The 18,058-nt window shown below is 74.1% G+C and carries 16 protein-coding genes; 8 read left to right on the top strand and 8 right to left on the bottom strand.

Annotated elements, in window-relative coordinates:
* Nucleotides 1-39 precede the first annotated feature (39 nt).
* The 3 genes from GSY65_RS19690 to GSY65_RS19680 all read right to left on the bottom strand — a co-directional run bounded on the left by GSY65_RS19690 (nt 40) and on the right by GSY65_RS19680 (nt 4,092).
* Nucleotides 40-1,224 carry a type III polyketide synthase gene (locus GSY65_RS19690; RefSeq protein WP_159770543.1) on the bottom strand — a complete coding sequence of 395 codons (1,185 nt, stop codon included), beginning with the start codon at nt 1,222-1,224 and terminating at the stop codon, nt 40-42.
* A 771-nt stretch (nt 1,225-1,995) separates the two neighbouring features.
* The gene (locus GSY65_RS19685) at nt 1,996-3,519 is read right to left on the bottom strand and encodes an SPFH domain-containing protein (protein ID WP_159770541.1); all 1,524 of its coding nucleotides are present in this window, start codon (nt 3,517-3,519) and stop codon (nt 1,996-1,998) included.
* A gap of 75 nt (nt 3,520-3,594) precedes the next feature.
* Nucleotides 3,595-4,092 (bottom strand): hypothetical protein, encoded by a 498-nt coding sequence (locus GSY65_RS19680; RefSeq protein ID WP_159770539.1) that lies wholly within the window; start codon nt 4,090-4,092, stop codon nt 3,595-3,597.
* A gap of 214 nt (nt 4,093-4,306) precedes the next feature.
* On the opposite strand from GSY65_RS19680, the gene GSY65_RS19675 reads away from it, so the two are divergent.
* On the top strand, nt 4,307-4,945 hold the full coding sequence (locus GSY65_RS19675) for a DUF998 domain-containing protein (RefSeq protein WP_159770536.1): 639 nt from the start codon (nt 4,307-4,309) through the stop codon (nt 4,943-4,945).
* A 73-nt stretch (nt 4,946-5,018) separates the two neighbouring features.
* Here GSY65_RS19675 and GSY65_RS19670 read toward each other — a convergent pair whose 3' ends face one another.
* From GSY65_RS19670 to GSY65_RS19660, 3 genes are read right to left on the bottom strand one after another with little or no spacing between them, the layout of a single operon-like run.
* Nucleotides 5,019-5,375 carry a hypothetical protein gene (locus GSY65_RS19670; protein WP_201452597.1) on the bottom strand — a complete coding sequence of 119 codons (357 nt, stop codon included), beginning with the start codon at nt 5,373-5,375 and terminating at the stop codon, nt 5,019-5,021.
* Entirely contained in the window at nt 5,372-5,992 is a 621-nt protein-coding gene (locus GSY65_RS19665) for an Asp23/Gls24 family envelope stress response protein (protein ID WP_159770533.1), read from the bottom strand. Before GSY65_RS19665 ends, GSY65_RS19670 begins: the two co-directional genes overlap by 4 nt.
* On the bottom strand, nt 5,989-6,591 hold the full coding sequence (locus GSY65_RS19660) for a sigma-70 family RNA polymerase sigma factor (RefSeq protein ID WP_159770530.1): 603 nt from the start codon (nt 6,589-6,591) through the stop codon (nt 5,989-5,991). Before GSY65_RS19660 ends, GSY65_RS19665 begins: the two co-directional genes overlap by 4 nt.
* 369 nt (nt 6,592-6,960) lie before the next feature.
* Here GSY65_RS19660 and GSY65_RS19655 point away from each other — a divergent pair, with 369 nt between their 5' ends.
* The 7 genes from GSY65_RS19655 to GSY65_RS19625 all read left to right on the top strand — a co-directional run bounded on the left by GSY65_RS19655 (nt 6,961) and on the right by GSY65_RS19625 (nt 12,664).
* Nucleotides 6,961-8,520, top strand: a complete 1,560-nt coding sequence (locus GSY65_RS19655; RefSeq protein WP_236579906.1) for a molybdopterin-dependent oxidoreductase — start codon at nt 6,961-6,963, stop codon at nt 8,518-8,520.
* An 80-nt stretch (nt 8,521-8,600) separates the two neighbouring features.
* On the top strand, nt 8,601-9,266 hold the full coding sequence (locus GSY65_RS19650; RefSeq protein WP_159770527.1) for a fasciclin domain-containing protein: 666 nt from the start codon (nt 8,601-8,603) through the stop codon (nt 9,264-9,266).
* A 155-nt stretch (nt 9,267-9,421) separates the two neighbouring features.
* A complete protein-coding gene (locus GSY65_RS19645) occupies nt 9,422-9,922 on the top strand; it encodes an Asp23/Gls24 family envelope stress response protein (RefSeq protein WP_159770524.1) in 501 nt (166 codons plus the stop codon).
* Nucleotides 9,923-9,974: 52 nt separating this feature from the next.
* The gene (locus GSY65_RS19640) at nt 9,975-10,160 is read left to right on the top strand and encodes a hypothetical protein (RefSeq protein WP_159770521.1); all 186 of its coding nucleotides are present in this window, start codon (nt 9,975-9,977) and stop codon (nt 10,158-10,160) included.
* A complete protein-coding gene (locus GSY65_RS19635) occupies nt 10,157-11,182 on the top strand; it encodes a DUF6286 domain-containing Asp23/Gls24 family envelope stress response protein (protein WP_159770518.1) in 1,026 nt (341 codons plus the stop codon). Before GSY65_RS19640 ends, GSY65_RS19635 begins: the two co-directional genes overlap by 4 nt.
* Nucleotides 11,182-11,769 (top strand): hypothetical protein, encoded by a 588-nt coding sequence (locus GSY65_RS19630; protein ID WP_159770515.1) that lies wholly within the window; start codon nt 11,182-11,184, stop codon nt 11,767-11,769. The genes GSY65_RS19635 and GSY65_RS19630 overlap by 1 nt, the downstream gene beginning before the upstream one ends.
* Complete coding sequence (locus GSY65_RS19625; protein ID WP_159770512.1) at nt 11,759-12,664, top strand: YihY/virulence factor BrkB family protein; 906 nt, start codon at nt 11,759-11,761, stop codon at nt 12,662-12,664. The genes GSY65_RS19630 and GSY65_RS19625 overlap by 11 nt, the downstream gene beginning before the upstream one ends.
* Nucleotides 12,665-12,672: 8 nt before the next feature.
* On the opposite strand, the gene GSY65_RS19620 is transcribed toward GSY65_RS19625, so the two are convergent.
* Nucleotides 12,673-14,772 (bottom strand): ATP-binding protein, encoded by a 2,100-nt coding sequence (locus GSY65_RS19620; protein WP_159770509.1) that lies wholly within the window; start codon nt 14,770-14,772, stop codon nt 12,673-12,675.
* A 393-nt stretch (nt 14,773-15,165) separates the two neighbouring features.
* Nucleotides 15,166-17,748: a SpoIIE family protein phosphatase gene (locus tag GSY65_RS19615; protein ID WP_159776171.1), complete on the bottom strand. Its 2,583-nt coding sequence runs from the start codon at nt 17,746-17,748 to the stop codon at nt 15,166-15,168.
* Nucleotides 17,749-18,058: the final 310 nt, after the last annotated feature.

Below are 18,058 nucleotides of genomic sequence, written 5' to 3'. Positions count from 1 at the left end.
GCGCTCGTCGGACGGTGGTACGGGCGGCGCGAACGCGCGCTACAGCCACTCCCCTTCGAGGGCGGTGGCCGTGAGCCCCGGGGCCGCCGCGTACAGGACGGCACGACTGCCCCGTTCCTGGCCGGCGTCGTACGCCCTGCGCATGATGTCGAACACGGCGGCGCCTCCGCGGTTGCCGGTGGTGTAGCTGTCCCGGCTGTGGTCCAGCAGTCCCGACGGCCATCCGTCGGGCATCGTCTGCTCCATGTACTCCAGCACGCGCGTCCCGCCGGGGTGCGCGAGCAGGACGTCGGGGTGCCAGGAGTCGGGGTCGTCCTCGTAGCGCAGGCGCAGCCACTCCCACATCGCGGTGACCGTCTGCTGCACGGCGCGCGGCCCACGCCGGTCCATCACGAAGTGGGTGCCGTCCTCCCGGGTCTCCAGGCGGTGCAGGTCCCGGGTGCCGGGCAGAGTGTGGTGCCACGCGGCGTCCAGCCGCAGCGCCGACGCGGGCGTCGGGCGGCCCGTGACGACCGCGGCGACCGCGGTGTCCGCGAACAGCAGCCGGACGATCAAGGACTCCAACGTGTCGTCCGCGGGCTGGTAGGTCGTGCTGAGTGCCTCCGCGATCACGACCAGGACCACCCGGTCGGGGTCCGCGGCCACGAGATCGGCCGCCAGCGCCAGCGAGCGGGTCCCGGCTATGCACGCCCACTGCGTGGCCGGCAGCAGCATCACGTCGCCCCGCAGCGGGAGTCTGTTGGCCAGGGAGACGTCCAGCCCCGGCAGCGCCGGGGTGGTGGAGTGACTGGTGATCAGGCAGTCGACGTCCGCGGCGTCCAGCCCGGCGATCTGCAGGGCCCCCCGCGCCGCACGCTCCCCACAGGACTGGACGGCCGCCCAGGCCGGCGCCGTGCGTTCCTGGACGGTCTGCGGCGCGGGCATCGCCTCGAGCGCGGCGATCACCCGGTCCACGTCCTGTTCGCTGAACCCCTTCCCGGCCAGCGCCTCCCGGGTCGGCCCCGGGCCGGCCGCCGGCAGGCCGTTCCCGCTGCCGGGCGCGACGGCGGTCTCCAGCGGCAGCATCCACCCGCGCTTCTCGATGCCGGTACTGGCGGCGATGCCGTCGATCCGCTGCGCCCACGGCGCGTGCGGATGGCGAGCTCGCACTTCCGCCACGATCTGGCTGGTCCGGACGGTGTGCTCACCGTGTATGACGGAAGGCGGGCACAGGTAAGCGGCCATGGGGGGCACCTTTCTACGGGGAACGAGGCAGAACGTCATGAGGGCCGCGGCACAGGCGACTTGGGTGGGGATCACGCAGATTGACGGCTGTGCGCTCCACTTTGGGCTTCTGACCCGTTTCGAGCATGGATGCCACAGGGGTATTCACGCTGTGATGTGGGCAACTTGAGACGTTCCGCGATACGTGACACCGCGCACACTGCCGCGCGGCGGGCCGCGGAGGTGTCGCGGCGGCGGTGCCGCGATCACCTGGCGCGGCGTCAGCAGAGCCGGTGCGGAGGGGCGCCCCGGCGCGATGTCGTCCGGAGCGCGGCACGGGCACGGCACGAGCGCGGCACGAGCGCGGCACGGGCACGAGCGCGGCACGGGCACCGCACGAGCGCGGCACGGGCACGAGCGCGGCACGGGCACCGCACGAGCGCGGCACGGCACGAGCGCGGCACGGGCACGGGTCCCGGCACGCCCGTGGCGCGCCGACCCCAGCACTCGGGACTCCCTCCGTCCCCCCAAGGCTTCCGCTCTCCGTGGCCCCGGGTCGTGCAGGCCGTCGCTCGAAGCCTTCGTACTCCACGATGCTCGTGCCGCTCACCCGCCGCCAGACACACACCGGCCAGGGGGCGGAATGGCTGAACGCCATCGATCGCGCGCGCCCCGCCCGGCACTTGTCGGGGCACCGGTCGCCACGAAGGCCCGCCCAGGTGATCTGGGCGGGCCTTCGGGTACGGCTTCACCCCGACCGGTGTTCGGAGCCGCGGATCCGGACCGCTGGCCTCAACCGGTGATCTCGACCTTCCCGTTCGACGGCGCCGGCTCCTGACCCTTCACCGGCGTCCGCTCGGTGAGGCCCCGCAGCAGCCCGGCGAGGTCCACGCCCGTGGTGGAGCCGAGGAGTTCCATGCCCTGGGCGACATTGTCCGCGACCGCGCGCGGGATGCGGCCGGCGCCGTCGGTGGAGATGACGGTCAGCTTGTCGATGGCGCCGATCGGCTCCGACGCCTTGGCCACCACCTGCGGCAGCACCTCGACGAGCATCTGCAGGACGGCCGCCTCGCCGTACTGCCCGAACGCGTCCGCCTTCTTCCGCATCGCCTCCGCCTCGGCGGCACCCTTCGCGCCGATCGCCGCCGCGTCGGCCTCACCCTCCAGCCGTACCGCCTCCGCGATCGCCGCGCGCCGGGACCGCTCGGCCTCACCCTGCTTCAGGCCCTCGATGGCCTCCGCCTCGGCCAGCGCGCTACGGCGCTGCTTCTCGCCCTCACCGGTCAGCCGGGCCCGCTCGGCCTCCGCCTGCGCGGCCGCGATGCCGGCCGCCTTCTCCGCCTCGGCCTGCTTGACCCGCGCCACGCGCCTGGCCTCGGCCTCCTGCTCCGCCGCGTAGCGCTGGGCGTCGGCGGGCTTGCGGACCTGGGTGTCGAGCTGACGGTCGGTCAGCGCCGCCTGCCGTTCGGCGACCTTCTCCTGCTCGGTGAGGATCTCCTGCTGCCGGGCTGCCTCGGCCAGCGGGCCGGCCGCCGCCGCCCGCGCCGCGGCCTCGTCGGTCTCGGCCTTGATCTCGGCCTGCTTCAGCGCGAACGTCCGCTGCGCGACCGCGATCTCCTCCTCGGCCTTCAGCCGGGCCTGCTCGGCGGCCCGGCGGGCGACGGCCTCCGCGATGTCGGCCTCCTGCCGCGCCCGCGCCGCCTCCGGCCGGCCGAGGTCCTCCAGGTAGGAACCCTCGGTGGTGATGTCCTGGATCTGGAAGGCGTCCAGCACCAGCCCCTGCCCGGACAGGCTGGCCTCCGCCTCCTCCGCCACCTGGCTCGCGAAGGCGGCCCGGTCACGGATGACGTCCTCCACGGACATCCGCCCCACGATCGCCCGCAGCGCGCCCGACAGCACCTCCTGGGTGAAGCCGACGATGCCGTCCTGCTGCATCAGGAACCGCTGGGCCGCGGCCCGGATGGAGTCCTCGGTGCCGCCGACCTTGACAATGGCGACACCGTCGAGGTTCGCCTTCACACCGCGCAGGGTGACCGCGCCGCGCACCGCCACCGGGATGTGGCGGGAGGACAGGTCGAGCGTGAACTTCTGCTGCACGAACGGCACGACGAACACACCGCCGCCGACAACGACCTTCTGCCCGCTGTTGTCGGTGAACACCCGGCCGGTCTCCGGGTCGGTGGCCTCCTTCCCGCGCCGCCCGGTGACGATGAACGCCTCGCTGGGCCCGGCCACCTTGTAGCGGTTGATCACCACGAGTGCCAGGAGGACGAGGAGGACCACGACCCCCACCACGGCTACGACGACAGGACTCATCACAGTGCCCCCGAATCACGTAAGAGAAGGAGAGGAGAAAGAGGGAGGTCAGGAGGAGGGGAGCGGGCTGAGGCTTCAGTGGTCGACCGGGCGGACCACTACCGACGTCGCGGACGGCGCCGCCTCCACCCAGACCTCGGCGCCCCGGGCCACCGGCACCGCGCTGCGCGCGGCGAACTTCACCGGCTGGCCGGCGAGCCGCAGCAGCACCTCGCCGTACCCGCCGGCCGGGATGGCCGTGACCACGCTGCCCGAGGTGCCCACCAGGTCGTCCCCGGTGGGCGCGAGCGCCGTCCGGTCGCGCGTCAGGACACGGCTGAAGCGGTACGTCAGCCAGCCCGTGCCCGCTCCGGACACGGCCCCCGCGGCCGTGGCGGCCACCGGGCCGGCGCCCGCCGCCCCCATGGCGATGGCGCCCGCGAAACCGGTCATCGCCAGGAATCCGGCGACGACCGGCAACGACAACCCCCCGTCGAGAGTGCCGTCCAGCGCACCGTCGAGCACTCCGTCGAAGACCAGCGACAGGGCGAGCAGCACGACCCCCGTGATGCCGAGTCCAAGAAACCAGGCCATGCGCGCCGTCCCCCTCCCACCCGTCGCTGATCCCCGGCTTGAGGGGATCGTCACATGCGGGGCCCCCGGTTTCATTGCCGTGTTCCGGCAATCTTTACGCGTCTTTGATGCCGAGTCGGGGCGCCCGCCGTCGGCGTCCGCGTCCGCACGGCGGACCCGCGCCGGTGGGCGCGGCGCCGCCGTGCGGAGCGCCGGGGCGGCCTACGGTGAACCGGTGCGACTTGTGCCCCGGTGGGCCCTGCTCCCGTCGATGAGCGCGCCCGTCCTGCTGATCGCGGGCTGGACGGGCGCGGCGCTCCTGGAGGGGCCCGCCTACGACCCTGCCCGGCAGACGATCAGCGTCCTGGCCGCCTACGGGGCACCGGGGTTCTGGGTGATGAGCGGGGCGCTGCTCGCCCTGGGGCTGTGCCATCTGCTGACCGCCTGGGGGCTGCGGGCGGCCGCGCTCGCCGGGCGGGTGGCGCTGGGCGGGGGTGGTCTGGCGGCGTTCGCGGTGGTGCTGCTCCCGGCGCCGAGCAGTGGGGGCTCCCTGCGCCACGGTTCGGTGGCCGTGGTCGGCTTCACGCTCCTGGCGGTCTGGCCCGTCCTGGCCGCCGACCGCAGCACAGAGGCGCCGTGGGGGCTGCGTCCCGTGCCCTCCTGGGCGGCGACCTCGGTGATGGGCGCCGGGGCGCTCTGGTTCGTGTTCGAGTCGAACGACAACGGTGCCGCCGGTGTCGCCGAACGCTTCGTGACGTCCTTCCAGTCGCTGTGGCCCCTGGTCGTCGTGCTCTCCTGCCTCCGCCATCCCGGCTCGCGCTCGGACGGAAACGCCGGTGACCCCACCGGGTACGCCGGCGACGACCCTCGGTGACGCCTGCCTGTGACGCCCGTCCGTGAGGCCCGTCCCTGAGGCCCGTCCGACCGTCAGTCCCGGCGGTCTCCCGTCAGACCTGTCCGGTGATCGTCACCCTCACCCGGGCGCCCGGTCGTGCGGGGAAGCGGAGGGCCAGATGGGTCTCCACCGCGGAGCGGACGGCACGGGCCACGTCGACCGCCCTGGCCCGGCGGACCACGACCACGTGGACGTCGACGTGCCAGCCGGCGGTGTCGTCCGCTCCCGGTGTCAGGCGCACGCCCGCGGTCGGTGTGCGGCCGGCGCCGGGGTCGGGGCGGGACAGCGCCGAGCGGAGCCGGGCGGCGAGTCCCGGCCTCAGGAAGGCGACGCCCGGTACGTCCTCCACGACCCGGGCGATGTCCTCGACGAGCACGGTCTGTGCGGCGGACGGTGTGTGCGCGGTCATGCGGTGTCCCCTTCCCGGCCCTCGGCCCGGACGTCGACGAGGTCGGTGACGCGGATGTCGACGGACGCGGTGACCAGGCCGAGTTCCCGGTCGGCGGCCTCCCGCACCCGTTGCCGTACCCGCTCCGCGAGGGGCCGCAGGGCGGCGTCCGCGGGGGCGTGGATGTCGAGGCGGACCTCCACCGCGCCGCCCTCGTGGCCGTCGGCGTCCACGATGCGGCAGGAACCCGCGCGGACCCCCTCCACCGTCTCCGCCGCCGCGCGGAGGACACGTGCGGCGACCGTCTCCATGATCCAGAGGTCCTCGGCGGGTTCGCCCAGGGGCAGCGGGCGGCCGGGGCGCAGTTCGAGGCGCACGAGGTCCATGACCCGCCGGGTCAGCGGTTCGGCGTCGTGGGCCGAGGGGTCGGGGGTCTCCTCGCGCAGGCCGCGCACGGCGCTCTCCAGCAGGGCGAGGTCGTCGACGGCGGTCCGGCAGTGCGGGCAGGTGGCCGTGTGGGGGTCGTCGGTCTGCCGTTCCCAGTCGTCCCAGACCCGGGACAGCGGCCGTCCGCACGGCAGCGACTCGTCGTCGCCGTCGGCGCGGGCGCCCTCGGGCGGGTCGGTGTGCGTGGTCATCGCCAGGCCCCCAATGCTCGTGTCAGACAGCGGCGTGCGCGGAAGACGCGGGCGCGGACGGCCTCCTGGCTGATGCCGACCGCGTCCGCGATGAACTCGTAGGACCGCCCGTCGAGTTCACGCAGTACCCAGCATGCTCGCTGCTCGGCCGAGAGCAGGTCGAGAGCGTCCCTCAGTTCACGGACGGCGTCCCGGCCCTCGGTGATGCGGGCCGGTGAGGTGGCGTGCTCGGCCGCCGGGACCTCCCCGGCCGCCTCCAGCGGCGCCACCGGTCTGCGGGCGCGCAGGACGTTCAGGCAGCGGTTGGTGACGATGCGGTACATCCAGGTGCCGAAGGACGCCTCGCCCTGGAACTCCGGCAGGCGGCGCCACGCGCTGAGGAAGGCGTCCTGCACGGCGTCCTCCGCCTCCGCCGGGGTGCGCAGCATCCGGGTGGCCAGGCGGAGCAGCGCCGGCGCGTGGCGTTGCACGAGCGTCGCGAAGGCGTCCTCGTCGCCTTCCGCGGCCCGCACCACCAGCAGGGCGTCAGCGGTGACGCCGGTGTCGCCGGTGCCGCCGTCGGCCTCGGGTGGTGCGGTCGGTCTGCGGGCCCCCGCCACTGGGTGGCTCCTCTCGTCCGGTCTCTCGGGGTTGGACACCTGCGCGCGGCGTCCGTGACGCCCCGATCGGATTCGCCGGCACGGGCGCGCCCGGATGCGGACACGGACCGGTCGCTCGTCGCGGCTCCACGGACTTCCCCACTGCACGGTTCACCGACTTCACGGCGCCCGTCTTCCCGGCTTCCCGTTCCTCCTCCGGGCACCTATTTCTTTTCTTTATCCGTAGCGGAACAGGCTGCGGATGGGTGCGGAAAAAAGTTTCACCCGATCGGATGGACGACCAATCCGCCGCCGGTCGGGGACCGGATTCCCCACGTGATCGACGACGACAGGAACACACACGGGCCGGCCCGACCGGTGCGCCCCGGCGTGGGTGCGCTCGCGGGTGTGGTGGCGGGTGTGGTGAGCGGATACGCCGCGATCGCCGTGGCGGAGCTGGTGTCGACGGCGGTCAGGCCGCAGGCGGGGCCCGTGGTCGCGGTGGGCGGCGCCGCGATCGACCGCACCCCGGCAGCGGTGAAGGACTGGGCGGTAAGGAATTTCGGGACCAACGACAAATTCGTTCTCCAGCTCGGAATTCTCGCGGTTCTCACGCTTTTCGCGGCGGCTCTGGGAATGACCGCGCTGCGGTTCCGACGCGCGGGGGCGGCCGGTGTGCTGGTGTTCGGCGCGGTGGGGGCGCTGGCGGCCGCCACACGTCCCGACACGCGGGGTTTCACCGACACGCTCCCGTCCCTCGTGGGCGCTGTCGCCGGGGCGGTCCTGCTGTACGTCCTGGCCGGCCGCGTCACGTGGCGGCGGCCGTCGCAGGCGGCGCCGTCCGGCGGGCCGGGGGCCGACCGGGACCGGCGGGGTTTCGTCGTCGCGGCGTCCGCCGTCGCGCTGGCCGCCACGGGAGCCGGCGCCCTGGGCCGGTCCCTGAACGGTTCGAACGGCCGGAGCGCGGTCGCCTCCCGCGACCGGCTGGTCCTGCCCGCCCCCGCCTCCCCCGCGCCCGCCGTTCCCCGCGGCGCGGGACTGCGGATACCCGGTGCGGTCCCCTTCCTCACCCCGAACACGTCGTTCTACCGGGTGGACACCGCGCTGGTGGTGCCGAAGGTGGACGTCGGGTCCTGGCGGCTGCGGATCCACGGCAAGGGCGTCGCCCGGCCCGTCACGCTCTCCTTCGACGACCTCCTGCGGCGTGAGCTGGTGGAACGCGACATCACCCTCACGTGCGTCTCCAACGAGGTCGGCGGCCCCTACGCCGGCAACGCCCGCTGGCTCGGGGTCCGGCTGGCGGACCTGCTGGCCGAGCAGGGGGTGCGGCCTCCCTCGCGGGGCGGCCCCGCCGACCAGCTGGTGGCGCGCTCGGTGGACGGCATGACGATCGGCACTCCGGTCGAGGACGTCATGGACGGCCGCGACGCCCTCCTCGCGATCGGCATGAACGGCGAACCGCTGCCCTTCGAGCACGGCTTCCCGGTCCGCATGGTCGTCCCCGGCCTTTACGGGTTCGTCTCCGCCTGCAAGTGGATCAAGGAGATCGAACTCACCACCTTCGACTCCTACGACCCCTACTGGGTCAAGCGCGGCTGGGCCCGCAGGGCGCCGGTCAAGACCGCGTCGAGGATCGACACCCCCAAACCGTTCGCCCGGCCGCGGGCCGGCACGGTGATGGTCGCCGGGGTCGCCTGGGCACAGCGGCGAGGCATCCGCAAGGTCGAGATCCGGGTCGACGACGGGCCCTGGCAGAGGGCCCGACTCGCCGCCGAGGACACCCGCGACACCTGGCGCCAGTGGTCCTTCCCCTGGCAGGCCACCAAGGGCGGCCACACCCTCACGGTCCGGGCGACCGACGGTACCGGTGCGGTGCAGACCGCGAAACGGGCCCGCCCGATCCCCGACGGTTCGAGCGGATGGCACTCCGTGGTCGTCACCGTCGACTGACCCCCGCACCACCCCCCAAGACCACTTTCCCCTTCCTCAGAAGGCAGCCGCACGCTGCCGTGACACATAGGAGAAGTACCGTGAACACCTCCCTCCGCCGCATCGCCGTGACCGTGGCCGCAGCGGCCGTCCTGCCGCTGACCCTGAGCGCCTGCTCCGACAACGGCGGCGACTCCGCCTCCTCGGACTCCTCGTCGAAGACGAAGGCGTCGGCGTCCGCGTCCGCGTCGGACGACGGCATGACGGGCTCCGGCAGCGGTGCCTCGGCGGACAAGCCCTTCGGTTCCGCCTGTTCCGCGGTGCCCGAGAGCGGTGCCGGTTCCTTCGACGGCATGGCCGAGGACCCGGTCGCCACGGCCGCGTCCAACAACCCCGCCCTGTCCACGCTGGTCTCCGCGGTGAAGAAGGCCGGCCTGGTCGACACCCTGAACAACGCCGAGAACATCACCGTGTTCGCGCCGACCAACGACGCCTTCGCCAAGATCCCGAAGGACACGCTGGACAAGGTCCTCAACGACAAGGCCCAGCTGACGAAGATCCTCACGTACCACGTCGTCGGCCAGAAGCTCGCGCCGAAGGACCTGGAGAACGGCTCCTTCGCCACGCTGGAGAAGTCGAAGCTCACCACCTCCGGCTCGGGTGAGTCGTACACCGTCAACGACGAGTCCAAGGTGGTCTGCGGCAACGTCAAGACCGCCAACGCCACCGTGTACATCGTCGACACCGTGCTGATGCCGGCCTCCTGACGACACGGCACACGAGGGGCCGGGACCGCGCTGGTCCCGGCCCCTTCGCCGTTCGCCGGGACTTTTTCGGGGCATCCGCGTCACAACGGCGCGCGGAGCGGGTCCGAACCAGTACAGGCACCCGACGAAGCAGTCACGACAGGAAGGACACCACCATGGCCACGCAGACCGCGGTAGCCGCGAAGGAAACCCCCTCGTCCCGGATCGGCGGGACCGAGGGCACCACGGCCGTCTCCGGTGGCGTCAGCGGAGCGGACCAGCCGGCCCGCGACCGCGGCCGGACCTCCATCGCCGACCTCGTCGTCGTGAAGGTGGCGGGCATCGCCGCCCGCGAGATCCCCGGCGTGTACGACATGGGCGGCGGGCTCTCCCGCACCATCGGCGCCGTCCGCGACCGCGTGCCCGGCGGCCGGCCGAACGTGGGGCGCGGGGTGAAGGTCGAGGTGGGCGAACGGCAGACGGCCATCGACCTCGACCTGGTCGTCGAGTACGGCGTGCCCATCACCGACGTCTCCCGCGACGTCCGGGAGAACGTGATCGCCGCGGTGGAGCGCGTCACCGGTCTGGAGGTCGTCGAGGTGAACATCACCGTCAACGACGTCCGGCTGCCCGACGAGGACGAGCCGTCCGCCGGTACCGAGGCCCGCGTGGAGTAGCGGTTCCCGACGTGAGTGGACGGCAGCGGATCGAGCTGGGAGGTGGACGGGCGTGAGCGCACCGTTCGTGGGGATGATCGCGGGGATGGCTCTGGCGTTCGCCGGGTACTTCGGCGGCTTCGGCGCGTTCCTGCTCGTGGGGGCCCTCGGCGGCCTCGGCTGGGCGGCGGGCCGCTGGGTCGAGGGCGGCGGCGGCATCCGGGACGTACGCGACGCGTTCGAACGGAGCCGGCGATGAGCACCGCCGCGCAGCGGGGCACCACCACGATCGCGGACCGGGCCGTGCGCAGGATCGCCGAACGGGTGGCCGACGAGGCGCTGGCGGAGCGGACGTCGCGCGCGGCGGTGTCCGTGCAGGGGCACCGGGCGCGGGTGGCCCTCGACGTGGCGCTCCCCTATCCGGCGCCGCTGAGCGAGTCGGTCCGCAGCCTGCAGGAGCATGTCGCGGGCCGGACACAGGAGTTGACCGGCCTCGACGTGCCCACCGCACGCGTCAGGGTCACCTCGCTGACACCCCTGGCCGGCGCGGACGAGGGGACCGGGGAGCACGGCACCTCTCCCGCCGCCCCGCCGGCGCCCGAGGCGGGCGCGGACGGGGCGGCCGGTGAGCGTCGGCCCGCTGCCGCCGCCCGCACGCCGAGGCGACTGTGGTCGCGGCGCCGCGTGCCGGTCGCCGTGCTGGCCGCGCTGGGCGCCGCGGTCTGCGGCGCCCTCGCCCTGGACCTGGTCATGGTGCACGCCGCGCACCGCCCGGCGGCCGCCTGGCGGGTCGACGCCGTGCACTGGCTGTCGGAGCACGGGCCGGGCGACCGGCCCGTGGTCGTGGCGGGCGGCCTGATGGCGCTGCTCGGCGTGTGGATGATCGTCCTGGCGGTCACCCCCGGACTGCGCCGGCGGACCACCCTGCGGTCACCGGCGCCCCGGGTCGTCGCGGCGGTCGACCGCTCGGCCGTCGAGGCGCTCACGCGGGACGCGGTGGGCGAGGTGGCCGGGGTCGGCGAGGTGCGGGTACGGGTCCGTCGCCGCCGGGTCTCGGTGCGGGCCGCGCTCCTGTTCGGGGAGCGCGCGGCGGTCCGGGCCGACGTCACCGCCGCGGCCGGGCGGGCGCTGGCGTCCTGCGGCCTGCGCACCCCCCTCAGGACGCGGGTGCGCCTCACCCCGGCGCCCGTCTGGCGGCCCCCGGCAGCGGACGGGGAGACGGCACAGCGACCGGCCGGGTCCGTCCCCGGCCCCGGCCCCGGCCCGGAAGGAGAGGCGTGATGCGGCCGTTCCGCACCCCGGTGAACCGGCTGGTCCTCGGTGGCACCGGCCTGGCACTCCTGCTCACGGGCGGGTGGCTCGCGGTCACCGGAACCACCCTCGCGCACCGGCTGCCGTCACCGTGGGCCGGGCCCGCCGCCGGGGACAGCGTCCTGCTGGACGCCGGCCGGCTGGCACGGCTGCGGGGTGAGGGCTGGTGGACGCCGACCGTCATCGCGGTGGCCGTCACCCTGAGCCTGCTCCTCGTCTGCTGGCTCCTCGCGCAGTTCCGTTCCGGGGCGGCCCGGCCGCTGCCGCTGGCCGCGCCCGGCGGCACGGTCCGGACCCGGGCGCTCGCCGAGGCGCTGGCCCGGCGCGCGACCGCCGTGCCCGGCGTGGCCCGCAGCCGCGCCCGCGCCCTGCCCCGCTCCCGGCGGCGCCTGGAGGTACGGGTGCGGGTCTGGCTGCGGCCGGGCGTCTCCCCGCAGTCCGTGCTGCCCGCCCTGTGCGCGGTGGCCGCCGAGGCCGAAAAGTCCGCCGCGCCGTACACCGCGCACACCCGCCTGCGCGTCAGCGCCGAGTCGCACCGCATGCCCCATGTCCGCTGACCCGTACCCCGGCGGCACCCGCCCCGCCGTCCCCCGACCCGCCCGCGCCCGGCCGCTGGTCGGCCGGTGGCCCGCCGCCTGGTGGCCGGCGCTGCGGCGCACACCCGTGTCGCTGTGGAACGACGACATCACGGACCACGCGGCGGCCCTGACGTACTACGCGATCCTCTCGGTGCTGCCCGCGCTGCTGGTGACGGTCCTGACGTTCGGGCTGATCAGCCCGGACACGGCACAGCAGTTCGTCGCCCATGTCACCGCGTACGCGCCCGCCGAGTCCGCGAACGACCTGCACGCCGCGCTGTCCCGGATGCTGAGCGCGGACAGCGGGGTGTGGCCGCTGCTGGTGACCGGCACGCTGAGCGCGCTGTGGTCCGCCTCCAGCTATCTCGCCGTGTTCCGCCGTGCCCTGCACCGCATGCACCGGGTCGAGGACAGCCGTTCCCCCTGGCGCCGGGCGCACCGCATCGTGCTCACCGCGTTCGTCCTGCTCGTCCTGTTGCTGACCGGCTCCCTGGCCCTGCTGCTGACCGGGCCGCTGGCCGCGGAACTCGGCCGGGCGTTCGGCCTCGGCGCGACCGCCGCCTGGGGCTGGAGCGTGCTGCGCTGGCCGCTGCTGCTGTGCCTGGTGGCGCTGCTGGTCGTCGTCCTCTTCCACACCGGCCCCGCCGAGGCCCGCCGGCGCGCGCACAGTCTGCCCGGCGGGGTCCTGGCCGCCCTGCTGTGGCTGGCCGTCTCCAGCGGTTTCGCCCTGTACACCTCCACCCTGAGCGCCTACAGCAGGCTCTACGGCTCCCTCGCCGGCGCCGTCGTCTTCCTGATCTGGCTGTGGCTGTCCAACCTGGCGCTGCTCAGCGGCGCGCAGTTCGCCGCCGAGCTGGGCAGGAGGTCCGGCTGACGGCGCGGTCAGTGCTCCGGCAGCGGGCCCCCCTGGGAGGCCCACGTCATGAGGGTGCGGGTGTCGTACCGGGTCGTCTGCCGCAGGGCCCGGGTGTACGCCTCCCTGCCCAGGGTGTGGACGAGGCGTTCCTCGCAGTCGTCGCGGAGCGAGGCCATCTCCGGGGTTCCGCGCTGGGGGTGGCCGACGCGCTCCCAGAAGCGGAGCGCCGCGCCGAAGGCGTGGGCGGCGGCCCGCGCGTCCCCCGTCTCGGACAGCGCGATGGCGAGGACGTCCAGGGCCATGGCGACCCCGAAGGCGTCCCCGATGTGCCGCTTCGCGTCGAGCACGGCTCGCGCGTGGCGTACGGCGTCCGCGGCGCGCCCTTCCAGTACGGCGATGAGGGCCAGCTGGTGGTCGACGTAGGACCGTGTCCAGTACTCCTCCACCTCGACGCAGACGGCGCGGAGCCGGAGCGCCTCGTGCCGTGCCTGGTCCAGCCGGCCGGATCCGGTGAGGGCGAAGACGCGGACGAGGCGGCAGAGCACCGTCGCGGCGGTCGGACCGTCGGGGTACCCGGCGGCGCGGCCGGACAGGGCCGCGTCGGCGACGGCCGACGCGGCCAGCGGGCGCCCCTCCAGCAGGTGCAGCACCCCTTCGAGGTAGGCGGCCCTGCCCAGTTCCTCGGTGTCGCGCGCGGCTCGGGCCGCCCGGGTGCAGGCGACGGCCGTCGCGCGGGCGGCGTCGTAGTCGCCCTGCAGTGTCTGGGTCAGCCCGAGGCTCCACAGCCCCCGCACCCACGCCTCGTTCCGTCTCTCCTCCTCGGGCAGCAGCTCGATCGCCCGTTCCAGGTACTGCCGGGCCTCGTAGAGGAATCCGGAGCACACCCAGAAGAAGGTGTAGTGGCCGATGAGTTCCAGGGCCGCCCTCGGGTCGGTCCGCAGGAAGTGCTCGGTCGCGAGGCGGATGTCGGCGTGGAGGACGGCTACCCGCCGGTACCAGGTCCGCTGGGCCGGGCCGAGCCACTCCTGGTGGGCCCGACGGATCTCGGCGAAGACGTGTTCGGCGTGGCGGATCGCGATCGTGTGCTCCTCGCCCAGCTCGGAGAGCCACATCCGGCCGTACTCACGGACCGTGTCCAGCATCCGGTAGGTGCCCCGCTGCTCCATGACGATCGACTTGTCGCACAGCGCGGCGAGCGTCCGCCGCACCCCGTCGGGTGACAGGGGGCTGCCGCAGGCCACCTGCCAGGCGGTGGTCCCGTCGAACGGACCGGGCAGGAACGACAGCCGCGCCCACAGCAACCTCTCCTGCGGGGTGCACAGTTCGTGGCTCCAGCCGATGGTGGTGCGCAGCCCGCCGTGCCGCGGGGGTGCCGCCTGCCGCGGCGGTTCCGTGTGCCGGGGCGGTTCCGCGTGCCGCGGGGGTGCCGTGCGACGTGGCTTCGGGGGGAGGTCCACCGCGGCGCGCGGCCGTGCGTGGAGTTCCGCGAGCGGCATGCTCCGCAGCAGCGCGGCGGCCAGTTCCAGCGCCAGCGGCAACCGGTCCAGGCGGTCGCACACCATCGTGGCCAGCCGGCGTTCGCCGGCGTCCCTCAGGGGGCTGCCGGCCGCCGCGGCACGGTCGGCGAACAGGGCGAGTGCCTCGTGGGAGGAGGCGAGGGGGCCGATCCGGACGACCGCCTCGGTGGCGACCCGCAGCGGTTCCCGGCTCGTGGCCAGGACACGCAGGTGCGGGCACGCCGTCAGCAGGTCGCCGACGAGGTCGCGGCACTCGGCGGTCAGGTGCTCGCAGGAGTCGAGGACGAGCAGCATGCGGCGGCTGCCCACCCACGCGCAGACCGCCTCCGCCGGCGGGCGCGGGGTGTGGTCGGACAGCCCGAGCGCGTCCGCGACGGTGGCGGCGAGGAGGCCCGGATCACGCAGCGGGGAGAGGTCGGCCCAGGCGACGCCGTCCTCGGCCGCCACCGTCCCGAGGGCCCCGGCCCGCCGGGCGAGGCGGGTCTTGCCGGCCCCGCCGGGGCCGGTGAGCGTGACGAGCCGCCCGGCGCGCAGGGCCTCGCCGATCAGAGCCAGTTCCCTCGACCGGCCGACGAAAGAGCTCTCTTCATCCGCAATCATCCTCTCCATGCGGACATCCTTCCGCGCGGCCGGCCCGTCTCTCCACGAAGCCCGGGCACGGCGGACGGGGGCCCCGCCCGCCTCCTACAATGGGCAGGCTCCGGGCACATGAGCGGACGCCGGGGCTCGGTCACCGGCCGCCCACGGGCACGCGGTGACCGGCCCTCCCGCACCGCCGCCCGGCGGCTCGACGGGGGCGTGGAGTCGGGGCGCGCGCGACGGCCGCCGAGGCAGTGAGGCCGAGGCGACGCACACCGGAACGGCCGCCGGGGTCTCCCCCACGACGTCTTCGCCGACGTGGAGGCCCGCCGGGGGCGGCGGGCGGCCAGGCAGAGCCGGGCGGCCCGGAGCGGGAGGCGGGCGACCGGGGCACGGGCGTCCTCGGGCCTCCGGACTGGTGGCTCAGTGGCCGGGCAGTGTCTGTTCGGCCCAGATCACCTTGCCCTGCGGGGTGTAGCGCGTTCCCCAGCGCTCGGTCAGGTGCGACACCAGGAACAGGCCCCGGCCGCCCTCGTCGGTCGTCGCCGCGTACCGCAGATGCGGCGAGGTGCTGCTGCCGTCGGAGACCTCGCAGATCAGGGTGCGGTCGTGGATCAGTCGCAGCCTGATCGGCCCGCAGCCGTAGCGGACCGCGTTGGTGACGAGTTCGCTCAGCACCAGTTCCGTGCCGAAGACGAGTTCCTCCAGCCCCCACGCGTCGAGCTGGGCGGTCGCCGCGGCCCGCACCCCGGCGACGGCGGCCGGGTCCGGCGGCACGTCCCACTCGGCGATCCGGTCCGGCGGCAGCGCGTGCGTGCGGGCGACGAGCAGCGCCACGTCGTCGGCGGGGCGCTCGGGCAGCAGGGACTCCAGCACCGCCCGGCAGCTGTCCTCCGGCGCGCGGTCGGGGTGGCCCGCCAGCGCCTTGCGCAGCAGGTCCATCCCCTCGTCGAGGTCGCGGCTGCGGTCCTCGACGAGGCCGTCGGTGTAGAGGACGAGCTGGGAGCCTTCGGCGATCTCCAGCTCCGCGGTCTGGAAGGGCATGCCGCCCAGGCCCAGCGGCGGCCCCGGCGGCAGGTCGGGGAAGGTGACGTCGCCGTCGGGGTGGACCAGCGCGGGGGCCAGGTGACCGGCGCGGGCCAGGGTGCAGCGGCGCGTCGTCGGGTCGTAGATCGCGTACAGACAGGTGGCGCCCACCACGGCGGCGGGGCTCTCGGTGCACGCCTCGTCCTGGTCGATCCGCCCGACCAGGTCGTCGAGGTGGCTCAGCAGCTCGTCGGGCGGCAGGTCGAGCGTGGAGAAGTTGTGCACCGCGGTCCGCAGCCGGCCCATGGTCGCGGCGGCGTGCAGGCCGTGGCCGACGACGTCGCCGACGACCATCGCCACCCTGCTGCCCGGCAGCGGGATCACGTCGAACCAGTCGCCGCTGACCCCCGACTGGGCCGGGAGGTACCGGTAGCCGACGTCGACGGCGCTCTGCTCGGGCAGGCCCCGCGGGAGCAGGCTGCGCTGGAGGGTGACCGCCAGGGCGTGCTCGCGCGTGTACCGGCGGGCGTTGTCGATGCTGACGGCGGCGCGGGCCACCAGCTCCTCCGCGAGCGAGAGCTCCTCCTGGTCGAAGGGGGCGTGCTCCTTGGACCGCCAGAAGTTGACCATGCCGAGGACGACACCGCGGGCCTGGATCGGGACCGCGATGAGGGAGTGGATGCCGTAGTCCACGATCTGCTCGGTGCGCTCGGGGTCCTGCAGCTGCCAGCCCGTCTCGGTCGACAGGTCGGCGACGAGTTCGGAGCGTCCGGAGCCGTAGCCGCGGGCCTGGGGCGTGGAGGGCAGGAAGTCGATCAGCCGGCCCTTCTCGTAGAGCGGCTGGTCGTCGCGGATGCCGCACACGGCGACGCGGCGCATGCCCTTCGCGGTGGCCGCCGGTTCCTCGCCGTGCAGGACGGCGTCGGCCAGGTCCACGGTGACGAAGTCGGCGAAGCGGGGCACGGCGATCCGGGCGAGTTCGTCGGCGGTCTGGACGACGTCCAGGGAGGTGCCGATGCGCAGTCCGGCGTCGTAGAGCAGCTTGAGCCGCTCACCGGTGATCTCGGCCCGGCCGGAGACGGCGCGCAGCTCGGTGGAGTCGCGCAGCGTCACCACGGTGCCCCGGGCGCCTCCGCCCCGGTCGGTGGGCCGCTGGTTGACCACCAGCAGCCGCGGCCCGGCCAGGTGCACCTCGTCGGTGGCCTCTCGGCCGGAGCCGAGCAGCGCCACCATCTCGGGTTCGAGGGACGGCATGTCGGCGACCTGGCGGCCCTCCGCGTCCGGGGGCAGTTCCAGCAAGCGCCTGGCCTCGTCGTTGACGAGCAGCAGCCGGCCCTCGTCGCTGACGATGAGCACCCCTTCGCGTACCGAGTGCAGCACGGTGTCGTGGTGCTCGTACATGCGGGACATCTCGTTGGGGGCCAGGCTGTGGGTCTGCCGGCGCAGCCGCCTGCCGACGAGGGCGGTGGCGGCCGTGGCGACGCCGAGGGCGACGGCCCCGGCGGTCAGGATGATCGGTATCTGCCGGTCCACCAGGCTGGTCACGTTGGTGACCTTCAGCCCGGCGGAGGTGAGGGCGACCACCTTCCCGGCGTCGTCCTTGACGGGCACGGTGGCCTGGACCTCCTGGCCGAGGGGCCCGTGCACGCTCTCGGTGTAGACCTTGCCCGCCAGTGACGGTGCGATCTCCCCCACGAACCGCTTCCCGATGCGGTCCGGCATGGGGTGGGTGTAGCGGATGCCCTTGGTGTCCATCACGACGATGAAGTCGACGCCCGCCGACTTGCGGCCCGCCTCGGTGAGCGGCTGGAGGATCTTCGCGGGGTCGGGGGACTTCAGCGCGGACAGCACGCCCGGGGAGTGCGCGAACGTCTGCGCCACGGCTATGGATCTTCGTTTGGCCTCGGCGTTGGTGTGCCGCTGTGACTGCATGACGAGGGCGAGGACGGCGAACGCCACGAGCAGCACGACCAGCGCCACCTGGAGGAGGAAGATCTGCCCCGCGACACTGCGGGTGTTTCTTCGCACCAGAGACCAGAATGACGATATGCGGCCGACTCGGACGAAACGGTCCTTCATCCGGCCTTTGTAACATCCCTCATCCCCGTAGTCACGGCCCGCCCACGAAGCGGACCGGGGCCGGACCGTCGCCGATCACTCCTCGGGCCACTTTCGATCACTTCCGCCACTCCCGTCGCTGATCAACGACCCCTTCTCGTGCGTCACCGCCGAAGACCTCCTCATTCAGGTGATTTTCGTTCAGTCGGTCACTTCACGACATCTACTATCC

Origin of the sequence: Streptomyces sp. HM190 (assembly GCF_009857135.1) — a bacterium.
GTDB lineage: Bacteria > Actinomycetota > Actinomycetes > Streptomycetales > Streptomycetaceae > Streptomyces > Streptomyces heilongjiangensis.
The sequence above is the reverse complement of the archived record's forward strand: the minus strand, read 5'-3'. Positions and strand labels throughout refer to the sequence as shown.